This is a genomic window from Nesterenkonia sp. DZ6 (assembly GCF_022565835.1).
Lineage (GTDB): Bacteria > Actinomycetota > Actinomycetes > Actinomycetales > Micrococcaceae > Nesterenkonia.
In genome coordinates this window covers 1201032-1215482 of the sequence record NZ_JAJOYW010000001.1, presented here as the reverse complement: position 1 = coordinate 1215482, position 14451 = coordinate 1201032, and the positions used below count along the sequence as shown (strand labels likewise).

12 protein-coding genes and 2 riboswitches are annotated in these 14451 nt (G+C 65.3%); of the genes, 4 read left to right on the top strand and 8 right to left on the bottom strand.

Annotation, left to right across the window (positions count from 1 at the left end):
• The first annotated feature begins 101 nt into the window (after positions 1-101).
• Entirely contained in the window at positions 102-1391 is a 1290-nt protein-coding gene (locus tag LTH93_RS05435) for an adenylosuccinate synthase (RefSeq protein ID WP_241463603.1), read from the top strand.
• A 16-nt stretch (positions 1392-1407) separates the two neighbouring features.
• On the opposite strand, the gene LTH93_RS05430 is transcribed toward LTH93_RS05435, so the two are convergent.
• From LTH93_RS05430 to LTH93_RS05415, 4 genes are read right to left on the bottom strand one after another with little or no spacing between them, the layout of a single operon-like run.
• Positions 1408-1980 carry a signal peptidase I gene (locus tag LTH93_RS05430; protein WP_241470311.1) on the bottom strand — a complete coding sequence of 191 codons (573 nt, stop codon included), beginning with the start codon at positions 1978-1980 and terminating at the stop codon, positions 1408-1410.
• A 17-nt stretch (positions 1981-1997) separates the two neighbouring features.
• Positions 1998-3140 (bottom strand): hypothetical protein, encoded by a 1143-nt coding sequence (locus tag LTH93_RS05425; protein ID WP_241463605.1) that lies wholly within the window; start codon positions 3138-3140, stop codon positions 1998-2000.
• Entirely contained in the window at positions 3137-3811 is a 675-nt protein-coding gene (locus tag LTH93_RS05420; protein ID WP_241470310.1) for a SipW-dependent-type signal peptide-containing protein, read from the bottom strand. Before LTH93_RS05420 ends, LTH93_RS05425 begins: the two co-directional genes overlap by 4 nt.
• A gap of 24 nt (positions 3812-3835) precedes the next feature.
• Positions 3836-4492 (bottom strand): SipW-dependent-type signal peptide-containing protein, encoded by a 657-nt coding sequence (locus tag LTH93_RS05415; RefSeq protein ID WP_241470309.1) that lies wholly within the window; start codon positions 4490-4492, stop codon positions 3836-3838.
• A 1703-nt stretch (positions 4493-6195) separates the two neighbouring features.
• Between LTH93_RS05415 and LTH93_RS05410 the strand changes: the two genes are divergently transcribed.
• The 3 genes from LTH93_RS05410 to LTH93_RS05400 are packed head-to-tail and all read left to right on the top strand — an operon-like array spanning position 6196 to position 9475.
• Complete coding sequence (locus LTH93_RS05410; RefSeq protein ID WP_241470308.1) at positions 6196-7554, top strand: polysaccharide biosynthesis tyrosine autokinase; 1359 nt, start codon at positions 6196-6198, stop codon at positions 7552-7554.
• Positions 7551-8204 carry an arsenate reductase/protein-tyrosine-phosphatase family protein gene (locus LTH93_RS05405; protein ID WP_241470307.1) on the top strand — a complete coding sequence of 218 codons (654 nt, stop codon included), beginning with the start codon at positions 7551-7553 and terminating at the stop codon, positions 8202-8204. The genes LTH93_RS05410 and LTH93_RS05405 overlap by 4 nt, the downstream gene beginning before the upstream one ends.
• Positions 8201-9475 carry an O-antigen ligase family protein gene (locus LTH93_RS05400; protein ID WP_241463610.1) on the top strand — a complete coding sequence of 425 codons (1275 nt, stop codon included), beginning with the start codon at positions 8201-8203 and terminating at the stop codon, positions 9473-9475. The genes LTH93_RS05405 and LTH93_RS05400 overlap by 4 nt, the downstream gene beginning before the upstream one ends.
• On the opposite strand, the gene LTH93_RS05395 is transcribed toward LTH93_RS05400, so the two are convergent.
• From LTH93_RS05395 to LTH93_RS05380, 4 genes are all read right to left on the bottom strand, one after another.
• Complete coding sequence (locus LTH93_RS05395) at positions 9462-9998, bottom strand: CoA-binding protein (protein WP_241463611.1); 537 nt, start codon at positions 9996-9998, stop codon at positions 9462-9464. The two genes, LTH93_RS05400 and LTH93_RS05395, sit on opposite strands and share 14 nt — an antisense overlap.
• Entirely contained in the window at positions 9998-11293 is a 1296-nt protein-coding gene (locus tag LTH93_RS05390) for an O-acetylhomoserine aminocarboxypropyltransferase/cysteine synthase family protein (protein WP_241463612.1), read from the bottom strand. Before LTH93_RS05390 ends, LTH93_RS05395 begins: the two co-directional genes overlap by 1 nt.
• Positions 11290-13329: an acetate--CoA ligase gene (gene acs / locus LTH93_RS05385; RefSeq protein ID WP_255727349.1), complete on the bottom strand. Its 2040-nt coding sequence runs from the start codon at positions 13327-13329 to the stop codon at positions 11290-11292. The genes LTH93_RS05390 and acs overlap by 4 nt, the downstream gene beginning before the upstream one ends.
• Before the next feature lie 144 nt (positions 13330-13473).
• Complete coding sequence (locus tag LTH93_RS05380; RefSeq protein WP_241463613.1) at positions 13474-14004, bottom strand: flavin reductase family protein; 531 nt, start codon at positions 14002-14004, stop codon at positions 13474-13476.
• Between the two features lie 8 nt (positions 14005-14012).
• A riboswitch (SAM riboswitch) is annotated at positions 14013-14099 on the bottom strand.
• Between the two features lie 262 nt (positions 14100-14361).
• Positions 14362-14448, top strand: a riboswitch (SAM riboswitch).
• Positions 14449-14451: the final 3 nt, after the last annotated feature.

The window sequence follows — 14451 nt, the reverse complement described above, 5'->3', positions numbered from 1 at the left end:
TCAGGACCAATCCTGGTTTCGGTCGACGTTGGTAGGATCTACAAGGACGCCTTTGCGGTTGCGGGTGCTCCCAGACCAGCTCAGCTCGGGAAAGGACTGCCATGCCAGCCATTGTGATCGTCGGAGCCCAGTGGGGCGACGAAGGTAAGGGCAAAGCCACGGACCTGCTCGGTTCCCGGGTCGACTACGTGGTGAAGCCCAATGGCGGCAACAACGCAGGTCACACCGTCGTCGTCGGCGGCGAGAAGTTCGAGCTCAAGCTCCTTCCGGCCGGGATACTGTCCCCGAACGCCGTGCCGGTGATCGGAAACGGCGTCGTCGTGAACCTGGAGGCGCTCTTCCACGAGATCGATGGCCTCGAGGCGCGCGGCGCCGACACCTCGAAGCTGAAGATCTCGGCCAATGCGCACCTCGTCGCGCCCTATCACCAGACCATGGACAAGGTCACCGAGCGGTTCCTCGGAAAGCGCGCCATCGGCACCACCGGTCGCGGCATCGGTCCCACGTACATGGACAAGGTCGCCCGCCTCGGCATTCGGGTCCAGGACATCTTTGACGAGTCGATCCTGCGGCAGAAGATCGAAGGGGCGCTGCGGCAGAAGAACGAGCTCCTGGTCAAGCTCTACAACCGCCGAGCCATCGCGGTCGATGAGATCGCCGAGTACTTCCTGGACTTCGCCGAGCGACTGCGGCCCATGGTCGTGGACACCACCATCCTGCTCAACGACGCGCTGGACCGCGGCGAAGTGGTGCTGATGGAGGGTGGTCAGGCGACCTACCTCGACGTCGACCACGGCACCTACCCGTTCGTGACCTCCTCCAACCCGACCGCGGGCGGCGCGTCCGTCGGGTCCGGCATCGGGCCGACCCGGATCACGCGCTCCATCGGCATCGTCAAGGCTTACACCACACGCGTCGGTGCCGGCCCGTTCCCGACCGAGCTCTTCGACGAGTGGGGCGAGTACCTGCAGAAGACCGGCGGCGAGTTCGGCGTCAACACCGGACGCCCGCGGCGCTGCGGCTGGTACGACGCGGTGATGGCGCGCTACGCCTCCCGCATCAACGGCTTCACCGACTTCTTCCTGACCAAGCTCGACGTGCTCACCGGCATCGAAGAGATCCCGGTCTGCGTGGCCTACGAGGTCGACGGCGTCCGTCAGGACGAGATGCCGATGACCCAGACCGAGTTCCACCACGCGAAGCCGGTCTTCGAGAACTACCCCGGCTGGACCGAGGACATCTCCGGCGCCCGCACGCTGGAGGACCTCCCGGAGAACGCACGGAACTACGTGCTCGCGCTGGAGAAGCTCAGCGGCTGCCGGATCTCGGGCGTGGGCGTGGGGCCTGGCCGCGACCAGGTGATCGCGATCCACGACCTCATCGAGGACTGAGCAAGACCGGTCAGCATCACTCCACTGAGGTATGGCGCGGCCGGTGCCGTGGAGGCGGTGAGGCGGGAGCAGGGGAAGGCGCAGCGGAGCTGCGCGGTCGATCTTCTTCTCGGGGCCAGAAGGTCCAGCCCACGCCAGCCGCCGCCACGACCGTGATCAGACCCAGCAGGTAGGGGTTGTTGAGCTGGTTGACCGCGTTGGCGATGTGCGGGATGTGGAACAGCGAGAGTCGCGCTTCGGTGATCGTGTACGGGTGAGGATCCTCCGTCTCGTTGGCGTCTCCCTGCATGCGGATGACGCGCTCAGCGGACCCGGCTCCGGGTTCGATGCTCGTCACACGGTGCGTCACTGGAAGCTGGTCGTCTCGGTCGACCGTCAGGATGTCGCCGACCTCCACCTCCTCGGCTGAGATCTCCTGGACGACGGCGACAGCTCCGGTGGGGATCGTCGGTTCCATCGACCCGGTGCGGAACATGATCAGTGAGATGTTCATGGCCCACCCGAGGACGACCAGCAGGATCGAGATTCCGCCGAGGACCGCAGCCAGCCACAGGAAGAGTTCGCCCAGAAGGTGGAGGGCGCGTTTCATGAAGCGCTGGACGCCCATCAGCAGTTGGGCTGCAGGTTGGCGCCCGCGGATCGACCGGGCAGCTGGACGCGAACGATGCCCCGATGGACCGGTGCATCGGCGCGAATGAGGTCGAACTCATCGTTTTGGGAAAGTCTGTAGGAGAACCGATGCCCGGAATCATCCAGGGCAGTCACCTCGCCGCCCTGCCAGCGGAGGGTCGCGTCGTCCAGGAACTCGGGGCAGACGATCTGGGACAGATCTATGGTGATCGCCCAGGGAATGTACGTCTCCACTGGAGTCTGCACGTCTGCGCTGATGCCAAGTGACCATCCGCCATCATTGCTCAAGTCCCAGGTGAACAGCGCTGTGTCAACCTCGGGGTATGGCACGGAATCGCGCAGCGTGCAGAAGCGGATTGCCATATCGGCCCCGGGCTCAATGGTGCGAGTGTCACCGAGCCAAGACTGCCGAGCGTCAGATCTGAAGTCTTGCCCGCGAATGCTCCAGATCGATGAGGTTGTATCGAAATCGCCGGTGAAGGCCCCCTGTCGAGGGTTTCCCTGGGTCTGGAAGCGTGGTTCCCCCGATGTGGCGTAGGGAGTCCAGCCCCAGAGCGGTGCCTGAGATGTGTCGAACTCCAGCTCCCATTCCACGGGCTCTTCAGAGGAGTTGCTGATTGTGAAGTCGTGGCAGAAGTCGAGTGTGCGTCCTCCGAGGGGGGTCACCGAGGTGGTCTGGAAGGTCAGCCCCATTGCGGCGAGGTCATTCTTGGGTTGCAGGGCGGGGAGTGTGTTGATCTCGTCGACGCGGGCTTGATCCACCTCGGCGCCACCGTCTGCGATGGGAACGTCGGGGGTCTCTGGTTCGCCCTCATCTGGGTCTTCTGGGTTTGGGGAGGAGTCGGGGTCTTCGGGGTCTCGGGGGTCTTCGGGTTCCGACGGATCAGCAGGGTCTTCGGTCTCGGAGGGATCCTCTGGCTCGGTGGGCGCGTCAGATTCCGGGGGCTCCTCCGTCTCCTCAGGCTCAGGAGCTTCATAGCGCAGCTCTGCCGCCGCATATTCGGAGTCGGTCCAGGACGCTTCGGTGAGCTCGGCCGGATGGTGCACGGAGGCCAGAGCCAGCGCGGCCACGCCGAGGATCGCGGCCCAGGCGCTGAGCATGCGGGGGTTCGATGTCATTGGTTGCTGCCAGTTCCATTCGCGGTTCCTGCCAGCTCCCACGAGGCCTCCACTGAGGTCGCGTCGGGGCTGGGGCTGATCTCGGGCGGCAGAGTGATGGCGAAGCAGAAGTCGACCTGGTCGGACCCCTGTGCCTGAAGTGCCTGTTCACTGCCCGGACCGCCGCCATCGGCCAAGGATGACCCGAGCGGGACGACCGCAGTCTCACTGGCTGTGAAGCTGTCGGCATTGCAGGAAGGGGGGCCGGCCGGACTCGGGGGGAGCCGCTGGACTCCGTAGGTCAGGTGCGCGCCCAGTCCCGTGATGTTGTCCGGGTGAGCCAGCAGGGCGACTGCGCCGCCGACCGAACCCTCATCAGTGCTCACGCTCAGCAGGGCGTAGACCGGAGATCCAGGGATCATGTCCACTTCTGCGGCATCGATGAACAGTGGAGCCGGGGCATCGGGGCTGTACTGAGAGAAGTCTTCACCATTGGTCGAACTGGTCAGTACGAACTCCCCCGCGGTCAGCGTGCCGGTGGCATCCTGTTGATCAGTCCAGGATGCCACCGTGGCGAACGCGCCCAGACCCAGAACGCTGCCGCTCGCCAGCAGGGCTCGCAGCTTCGCGAGACGCCTGCCACGTGGGAAACATGCGCGGTCATGCGTGGGGCCAGCGGCGGACATCTTCATTGACTGAGCTTATCGGGGCTCAGGTCAGTCTTCGACGGACTCGGTCTGCACCTTCCATGTGGCGGAAGCCTTCGCTTTGGGCTCCAGGATGTTCTCGTCAGCGGCGGTCACCTGGAAGCAGAGCTGAACGGAGGTGCCTGCGGTGTCGGACTCGCCGTTGACCAGACGGATTTGCTCATCCTTGCTAAGCGCGCCCTCGAGCTCTCCGAGGTGGGCTCCAGTCGCGATGACGTTGCCGGAATTGCTTCCTGCGGCGCAGGTGCCACCGGTCACTTCCAATACCCGGACATCGACGAAGTTCTCAACCTGGCCAGTGCCCACAGATGTGATGCCGGTGATCATGCCGTCAATTGTGGTTTCCTCATCAGTGCGAAGCCAGAGGGGGGCCGCAAACTTGTCGCCCGGGGCCGCGTTGGCCGCCGAGAACTGCAGCTGTGCGGGTTCGCCTTCGGGGTGCTCTGCAAAACCGTTGCCGTCTTCGGAGCTCTCTACGTTGTATGACCCGGCGCCGAACAGGCCTTGGGCGAATTCTGAGTCGTTCCAGGTCGCGAGGGTGGCCACGGCGCCGATGCCGAGGACGGTGCCTGCGGCGACGACGGCTTTGATCTTGCGGCGGCGTGAGTGAGCGCGGGTCTGGGATTCGAAGGTTTCTGGGCGTGAGACAGGGGGTGTTGCAGTCATGGATGATCTCCTGGGCGCAGGCATGCTGTACCGGATGAATCCACGGCACAGTGGACGGGAAAGTAAACGGACAAGGGTGGAGCGAAGTACTCGCGCATTCGCTGCTGGTGACAGATCCAAGCGGTGCAAGACGCTTAGACGTTCTAACTAAAACACAATCAAGTGCAGTATTCAAGGTTTTGAGGAAAATTACAGGTAACCGCAACGCGGTGTAGTGATATGACTCACAAGAGCTGCTGGCCATTCCGACTAGATCTCCCGCGCGGTAATGCGTACACGCGTCCGCATAAGGATGAAACCAGGTGGGGCGCAAGGGGGATTCTGGGTGATTGTCCGCAGTCTTCCGAAGAAAGTCTGGTGACTCGTCGAATCGTGCGCTCTCGAGGGTGTGATACGCACCAGTAACTTGTTGCTTATTTCAAGTATCTTCTAGTAGAAAGACTAGATTTTTGGCGCGGTAACTGGGACTGATATCAGTGAAGCGGATGGCCATATGTCGACGTTTCTCAGATTCCATGATCTATGCAATTCCATCAATGATCTATTTTCTCAGGCGACCAGAAGGTCTTTAGTAGCTGGGCATAGTGTCTAGATGTCGCGTGGTTGCATCGGGGCGACACCGTCGAGCATCGCGTGTAGGCCTTCAGGTGAGGCAGAAGAATGAGGCCCCGGCCTTCAGCGTCATCGGGGCCCGGGAAGATCCGCGAAGCAGAGGAAGACATCTCTCGCCAGCTGGGTGACCCCATCGCGGCCTTTGCCGATCTTTCCACTGCCGTGACAGTGTCCCCGGATGCGAGGATGCCGGGGTCTTTGTCGCGAACCTGACCTGGGCCTTGATTTCGATCAGTCGGAGCCAGTGCGACGACGCCGAGCCCATGATTGCCGAGATCACCGCCGTGCGCCGGGAATCCGGAGTGCTGGTCTCGGCCGGGCAAGAGCGATTCCATGCCTGGAGGCCATCGTGGAGCCGGGTCATAAGCAGGTCGTGAAGCACCTGTTGCGTCTTCGAGGCGAGTCCGGGGCGTGGTGGAACGTTGGAGCAGATTTGATGCTGCTCGTGGTGCGGGCCGCGCACTCAGCCGATCCATTCCGCGCAGCACGTCTCGGATTTCGGCGCCCACCGCGTATTTCGGGCGTTCAATTTCCTTGCCCTGGGAACCTTGGATCTCACGCGCGCAGGAGACGGCTCCGCTCCGACCCTCAGCGGTGAAATCCGTGGAGACGCCCCCGCAGGAAGCTTGCGCCGAGGTCGCTGTCGATGGGGCAGGAGTCTTGGAGGGGCTCTCGGCGTGAGAGCGCCAGGCCGCCGTGCTCATCACTGACGGCTGGACAAACAAGGAGATCATCGAGGCGCTGGGGGTTGTCCTTGCGCACCGTAGATTTCCATGTGCGCAATGCGATGACGAAGGTCTACGTCTCGTCCCGCTACGAGATTCGGCACCGACTGCGTGATGCCTCACCCGGCACGCGGCCGCTCGCGGCGGGCCCTGCGGGGAGCCTGCTGCCCCGCGCTCACGGGCAGCGCTTCTCTTGCAGCTCATTCATCTCTGCGGGGTCAAGACAAAACAGGTCGCCAGGCCGTGGACGAACCTGTCAAATCGTGACTGACCTTGGCTTCTCCCGCGAAAAACCCTTCTCGATTCGCATTCTGCACCGTAATCTAAGTCTGTAGCCGTCGTTTCTCTACAAGAGCAGGTTTCTCAATGGAGCTCCAGCAATATGTCCGAGTCCTCAAGCGAGGATGGCTGACCCTGGTCCTGGCCGTGGTCGTGACCGTCGGTGCCGCGGCCGCGCTGGTCGCGCTGCTGCCGGCGACCTACGAGGCGGAGACGCGCATCTACGTCGCGGTGGAGGATGCTGAGGCCTACGACCTGAGCCAGCGGTCGATCTACAGCCAGGAACTCGTAAGGAGCTTCGTCGAGCTCGCCCGGAGCTCAGCCGTTCTTGGACCTGTGGTGGAGGACCTGGAGCTTGAGGACACCCCGCGAGAGCTCGCCGAACAGATCACGGTGGCCGCGCAGACCGGCACGGTGATCCTGGAGGTCACCGTCGCCGACGAGGATCCTCAGCGGGCCGCCGCAATCGCGACGTCGATGACTGCTGCGCTCGATGATGTGGTCCAGGGTCTCACGACATCGACGGAGGGTGACGGAAACGTCACGTTGACCGCCGTGGAAGAACCTTTCGTCCCGGATGCTCCCAGCTTTCCGCAGCCGATCAGCATCCTGGGACTCGGACTGCTGGCCGGCTTCGCCATCGGGATCGTGATTCTGGCGCTGCGCGAAGTCCTCGACACGAAGGTCCGCAGCGAGCAGGACATCACGGAGGTCACCGATCAGGCAGTGCTGGGAGGCGTGCAGTTCGACCGGGAGCTGCAGAAGGGTCGGCTCATAGCCCAGGCAGATGTGGGCAGTCCGCTGACCGAATCCTTCAGCACGCTCGGGACCAATCTGCAGTTCCTGGCCGTGGGACAGTCGGCGCGCAGCTTCGTCGTCACCTCCTCGATCGAGGCGGAGGGGAAGTCATCGGTAGCGGTCAACCTCGCCATCAGCCTGCGCGCCGCAGGCCACCGGGTTCTGCTGGTCGATGCAGATCTGCGCAGGCCCATGGCCGCCCAGATGCTCGGACTCGAGGGCGCGGTGGGACTCACCGATGTGCTCAGCGGACGCGTGGAGCTGCCCGACGTCATCCAATTCTGGGGACCCGATAACCTGGAGATGCTGCCTGCCGGGACGGTGCCTCCGAACCCCATCGAGCTCCTTGGCTCCGAGGCCATGGAAGAGCTGGTCGCGGCGCTTCAGCGTGAGTACGAGATCATCATCTTCGACGCCCCGCCGCTGCTGCCGGTCAGCGACGCCCGCGTGCTGGGCGCCCTGTGTTCCGGAGTGCTTCTGGTGGTGGCGGTTGGCAGGGTGCACAAGCCGCAGCTGCAGAAGGCCATCGAGGCGATGCGCATAGTGGACGTGACGCTGTTCGGAGTGGTGCCCACAATGCTGCCCCCGAAGGCAGTCGACGGCTACAGCACTCCATACCGTCAGCAGGTGGGGGTGGTTCCGCGATGATGCCGGTCCGTGACGACCCGTTCAGGGTCCTGGTGGTCTGCACCGGGAACATCTGCCGCTCGCCCCAGACTGCGCAGCTGTTGCAGGCCGCGGTTGCGCAGGCCGGGGAGTCCTGGCGCTCGGCGGTGGTGATCGCCAGTGCGGGGACCCGAGCCTTGGAAGGAGCCCCCATGGATGAGCAGGCGGCAGCGCTCTCCGTGAGACTGGGAGCCGATGCCACCGGCCACACAGCCAGGCAGCTCACCCCGACCATGGTCGAGGAAGCCGATCTCGTCCTGGGCATGGCGCGTGAACACCGCAGTGAGGTGGTTCGCGCTGCACCACGGGCGTCACGCAAGGCATTCCTGCTGACCGAGTTTGCCGACCTTCTCGAAGGTGTCGAGCGGGCGTCGGCTCATCGGTTCCAGCCGCTGCCCTCACCTCGCTCGGGTCTCGCGTCGCCGCTGCTGCCGGACCAGCTGCGCCAGGGAGTCGAGCGTGCGGCTGCCCAGCGCGGGATGATTCCACCCCGTGATCCGGACACCATGGACGTGCTCGACCCCTACGGGCATGCCCCGAAGGTCTACCGAGCGTCCGCCGAACAGGTCCAGGAGTCGCTGGCGCGCATCCACGGATCGGTGCGGAAGCTCGCGCAGGGAGTGCCTTGGTGAGGTCGCTGCGGACCTGGTTCTTCTATGTCTACATCGCCTGCACCCTCGGGGCGAATGCCGTCATCCTGATCTCGTACGACCCCGCCGGTGGCGTCGTGGACAACTCGATCTTCTCCGCAAGCTGGGTCCTGCTTCACCTGATCTCGGTGCTGGTCCTGCTGACCTCACGGTCACTGAGCCCGGTGCCGATCACGATCGCCGTGAGTATCGGGGGACTCGTGGTCCTCAGCGCCGCCTGGTCCGTCTCTCCAACGGATTCACTGGTCTATGGAGTCATGGCCGCCGGAAACATCCTCGTCGCGTGCATGCTGGCCGCCGAATACTCATTGCAGCAGATTGCCCGGGTGTTCCTCCGAGTGCTGACCGTGCTGGTGCTGGCAGGCATGGCCTTCGCTCTCGTCGGCGTTGACCAGGTGCTGTACATCGATCCGCATGGCCGCGCTAACCTCCTCGGCGGAGATCCGATCCGCGGCTTCTTCCAGCACAACATCATGGCCGGCTTCTACGGGGCCACCGGCGCTGTCCTGGCCATGACGCTGCTGCGCGGTCTTCGCCGGGTGCTGGTGCTCGCGGCGTTCATCCTCTTCGTCCTCTGGGCCGGCTCCGCCACGGGGGTCCTGCTCGCGGGCGCCGCAGTGATCATCGTGCCGCTTGCCCAGCTGTTGGTCCCGCGCATCCCGCTGGGAGGCCTGCTCGCCGTCCTGGTGCCGGTGGGCGTGGCCGCTGGGGCGGTGCTGAACCAGGTCTGGGTGCCTCTGCTGGAGGCGATCGGGCGCGATCCGACGCTGACCGGACGCACGGTGCTCTGGGAATGGGGCTACCGCGCGATCGCCGAACGGCCGGTGACGGGGTGGGGCTTCACCGGCTACTTCCACTCGCCTGAGGGTGAAGTTCCCAGCCTGTATGTGCCGCAGTTCGACGACTACGCCATCGCGCACTTCCACAACTCCTATATCCAGACCGGCGTCGACCTGGGTCTGCTGGGCCTGCTGCTGCTGATCCTGGTGCTGGGCTGCACCACCGGCTGGGCGTATCTCTACGCCCGCAGCACAGACACGCGCACCGGTGTGGGACTGCTGATGGTGATGGTCATCTTCCTGATCGCGTCACCCACAGAGTTCCTCTTCATCAACTACAACCACTTCGGCAGCTTCGCGCTGTTCGCGCTGTTCTTCGGGCTGCTGCAGCACCGACGGACGAGGGCGCGGCACCCGGAGACGGAGTCCCTCAGTGCCGCGCCCTCGAAGCGTGTCTCACTCAGCGGTCGATGATCTGCCGCTTCGCAGAGATGACACCGGTGTTGAAGCCGGCGAGGTGAAGGTTGCCGTGGAAGCGGCCGTGCTCGATCTTCAGGCACCGGTTCTGCACCGCGTTGAGCCCGGCGTCCTGGGCCAGCTGCATGGCCTGCTCAGTCTCGATGCCGAGCTGGGCCCAGATGGTCTTGGCGCCGATCTCGGCAGCCTCCTGGGCGATGTCGGGAACATCCTCGGCTCGGCGGAAGATGTCCACGATGTCGGGGACCTCGGGGAGATCCTTCAGTGAGGCGTAGACCGGCTGGCCGAGCACCTCTTTGAGTCGCGGATTCACGAAGTAGACCGTGTAGCTCGAGGAGCTCAGCAGGTAGGTCGCCACGAAGTAGCTGGCCCGGGCTGGCTTGTCCGACATGCCCACGATCGCCACCGACTTGGCGCTGCGCAGCAGCTGCAGCCGGCGGGAGGGCGACGGCGCTTCCCAGCGGCCGTGGGGATGTTCGGCCGTGGCCTCGTCGTGGTGCTGCAGGGTCTGCTCGCTCATCACTTGTCTCCTTCGACTGCGGTGCTCAGCGCCTGGTCCAGGTCCCAGATGATGTCATCGACGTCTTCGATGCCGACCGAGATGCGGATCAGGTCCTCCGGGATCCCGGCTGCGGCCATCTGCTCCGGGGAAAGCTGCTGGTGGGTGGTTGATCCTGGGTGCAGGATCAAGGTGCGCACATCCCCCACATTAGCCAGGTGGCTGGCCAGCTGCAGGGACTCGATGAAGCGGGCGCCGGTCGCCCGGCCTCCGCGGATGCCGAAGCTGAACACCGAGCCCACACCCTTGGGCAGCATCTCCTTGGCCCGGTCATGATCGGCGTGGGAGGGCAGACCGGCGTAGTTGACGTAGACCACCCGGTCATCGGCTTCGAGCCATTCGGCGACCTTCTGGGCGTTGGCGACGTGCTCGTCGATACGCTGCGGCAGGGTCTCGATGCCCTGGATGAGGTTGAACGCGGCCTGCGGGCCCAGTGAGGGTCCGATGTCGCGCAGCTGCTCGGCGCGCAGCTTGGTCAGGAAGCCGTATTCGCCGAAGTTGCCCCACCAGGAGAGCCCGCCGTAGGAGGCCACCGGCTCGGTCATCGCGGGGAAGTTCCCGTTGTCCCAGGGGAACTCGCCGGATTCCACGATCACTCCACCCAGGGTGGTGCCGTGGCCACCCATGAACTTGGTGACCGAGTGGATCACGATGTCCGCGCCGTGTTCGAACGGGCGGATCAGGTACGGGGTGGTCAGGGTGGAGTCCACCACCAGCGGGACTCCGTGCTTGTGCGCGACCTCTGAGAGTCCGCGCAGGTCAGCGATGTCAGAGCTGGGGTTCGCGACGACCTCGGTGTAGAGAACCTTGGTGTTCTCCTGCATCGCGGCCTCGTAGTCCTCCGGTTCCAGGGAGTCCACGAAGGTGGTCTCGATCCCGAAGCGGCGCAGCGTGACGTCGAGCTGGGTGATCGTGCCGCCGTAGAGCTTCGAGCTCGCCACGATGTGGTCCCCGGAGCCGCAGAGTGCGGCGAAGACCAGGAACTCAGCACTCATCCCGGAGGCGGTGGCCACCGCGCCGATGCCGCCCTCCAGCGACGCGACGCGCTCCTCCAGCGCCGAGACGGTGGGGTTGCCGATCCGGGAGTAGATGTTCCCGTACTTCTGCAGCGCGAAGAGGTTCGCGGCGTCGTCGGTGTCCTTGAACACGAAGGAGGTGGACTGGTGGATGGGCACAGCACGCGATCCGTGGACGGCATCGGGGACGGCCCCGGCGTGCAGGGCGCGGGTGCGGAAGCCGAACTGGCGATCGCTCATGTAGCTACCTCTTCTCTTCTCGGCGCGGTTCCGCGCCGTTGGCAGATCTCTTCGATCTTCGGTACACAGGGTTCATTCTGCAGGCTTGTGGTGTCTCCCAGGGTCTCGCCGTCATGCAGCTGGGTCAGCAGCCGGCGCATGATCTTCCCGGAGCGGGTCTTGGGCACCTCGGGCACGGGGATCACCGTGCGTGGTTTGGCCACCGGGCCGATCACCTCGCCCACATGGCTGCGCAGCGTCCCGAGCAGCTCCCGCTCGGCCGCGCTGCCCGCACCCCCCGCGGCGTCGAGGCGCTCGCGGGCGGCGGTGGTCAGCACGGTGAACGCGACGGCCGCGTGACCGGTCATGGCATCGAAGACCGGGCAGACCCCGGCCTCGACCACATCGGGGTGGGAGATCAGCGCCGATTCGATCTCAATCGTGGAGAGCCGGTGTCCGGAGATGTTGATGACGTCATCGATCCGGCCCAGGATCCAGATGTCCCCGTCCTCGTCCTTCCGCGCCCCGTCCCCGGCGAGGAACCATCCCTGCTCCGCGTACTTCTCCCAGTAGGAGGTGAAGTACCGCTCCGGGTTGCCCCAGACGGTCCTGGCCATCGAGGGGCCGGTGTGGGTGAGCACGATGTTGCCCTGCGTGCCCGCGGGCACCTGCTGGCCGGCCTCATCGACGACGGCGGCGCCCCAGCCGGGAAGTGCACGGGTCGCGGCCCCGGGCTTGAGCCCTGGGTGCGTCGACCGGGCGTCCTCGGGCCGCGGGGAGAGCACCGTGGACCCGGATTCGGACTGCCACCAGGTGTCCACCATGGGAAGCGCCGGTCGGCCGGCGTCGTCGGTGGTGTCGCGGCCGATCTCGCGGCGGATCCAGTGCCAGGCCTCGGGGTTGACCGCCTCGCCCACGGTCCCGGCGAGCCGGATCGAGGAGAGGTCATACTGCGCCGGAACACCGTCGGGGAACCAGCCCATCAGGGAACGCACCAGCGTGGGGGCGGTGTAGTAGGTGGTGACCTGGTGGCGTTCGATGATCTCGAAGTGGCGGCCCTCATGCGGAGTGTTCGGCGTGCCCTCGAAGATCACCTGGGTGGCGCCGGCGGCCAGCGGGCCGTAGATCTCATAGGTGTGCGCGGTGACCCAGGCCAGGTCGGCGGTGCACCAGTGGACGTCCTGGGTGCGCCGCTCCGGGTCAGGGTGGGCGAAGAGCCGCAGGTAGGTGTACAGGGCCCCGGTGAGGTAGCCGCCGGTGGTGTGGACGAGTCCCTTGGGCTTGCCGGTGGTCCCGGAGGTGTACATGATGAACAGCTCGGTCTCGGCGTCGAAGAACTCCGGGGTGTGCTCGGGGGAGGCGGTCTCGACCACCTCGTGCCACCAGAGGTCCCGCTCCGGCGTCCATTCCACGGGGGAGTCTGTGCGGTTGATCACCAGGACGTGTTCGAGGTTGCCGCCGTGCTCGGCGGTGGCCTCGACGACGGCGGCATCAGCGTTGGCCTTCACCGGCACGGCCCTGCCGCGGCGGAACTGACCATCGGTGGTGACCAGCAGCTTCGCCCCGGTGTCCTCGACACGGAACTTCAGCGCCTCGGCGGAGAATCCGCCGAAGACCAGCGAGTGCACCGCGCCGACCCGGGCGCAGGCCAGCGTGATCACGATGGTCTCCACCAGCACCGGAAGGTAGATCACCACGCGGTCCCCGCGGGTGATGCCCATGCTGGTCAGCGCGTTCGCCGCCTGGTTGACCCGACGGCCCAGCTCGGCGTAGCTGACGTCCTCGCGGTCTCCGGGCTCGCCTTCGAAGTGCAGCGCGATCTTCTCCCCGCGTCCCGCGGCGACGTGGCGGTCCACGCAGTTCACCGCGGCGTTGAGCGTCCCGCCCTCATACCAGCCGATCTTCGGACCGCGCTGGGTGACCGGGTTCGGCGGGGTCCAGGAGTGGGTGGTCTCCCACGGGGTCGACCAGTCCAACAGGGTGGCGGCCGCGGACCAGAATGCCATGCGCTGGTCCTCGTCCTGCGGGTCCGTCCAGGCGTGCACGTCGGCGCTCAACGGATCCGAGGGCACGATCGCGGAGCGCTGGTCCTTGCACGAGGGTGTTGTTTCGGGGGTGTCGCGGTGCGTCGGGTCTTCGGGAGTGGCCGCGGCTGCGGGCACGGTGGATCGAGGGTGGATGCTCAACAAGGGTCCTTCGGGTCAGCTCAGGGTGGTCAGGGTCTTGAACTCGTGCTGGTGGAAGACCAGCCCAGGAGCGCCCTCGGTGAAGCCCAGGTCCAGGATCTCCAGCACGATGATGTCGTGGTCCCCGGCGCGGACCCGGTCGTAGATCCGGGTGCGCAGCCACATCGGGACCCCATCGAGCAGCAGCGCCGAGCCGTGGAGCTGGTAGTCCACCCCGGTGAATCGGTTGGCGCGGTCCTTGGACGCGATCTGCCTGCACAGCCCGTTCTGATCGCGGCCGAGCACCGAGATGCCCAGTTCGCCGCCGCTGCGCTCAAGCTTCGGCCAGGTGGAGGAATCGTGCTGCACCGCCAGGGTGACCAGGGGCGGCTCCAGCGAGACGCCCACCGTGAAGGTGGACGCGATGATCGCCTCAGGTGTCCCATCGACCTCCGCGCCGACGGCGACGACGCCCTGCGGAAACTGTGCCAGGGCGTGGCGCAGCGCAAAGGAGTCCACACGGGACGCGGCGGTGGGGTTCTCAAGGGTGCGAGCAGGAACAGACATGCAGATCAACTCCATCGGTCCTGGCGTTAGCACCCGGCGAATCCGGGTTGCTGCGGCGTCTCTGAGCCAGATCTCTCAGCCGCTCGGGATGGTGACACCTCAACGCTACGCGTCGTCTCGCCGACCAGCAAGAATCGTTCGCACTGTGAGACGCCATATGACATTCGGCGCTGGTGTCACCACCGAACGTGTCCTTGATCTGCTGGATGAACACACCTGGTCACAACGGAGGTCAGGGTGGACGACGTTCATGGATATGGTTCGCCCGGCTCGGCGCTGGTCCGTCAGTCGGAGTCTGGCTTCCGCCGTCGTCCGAACTTGACGGATGAGCCCCTGCATCCTCTATATTGAGCCTCATCACCATCCAGAGCGACCGAGGGATCTGGCCCGAAGACGTCGCAGCAACCCGGGCATGCCGGGTGCTACCGCCAGAATCGATGGAGGAAA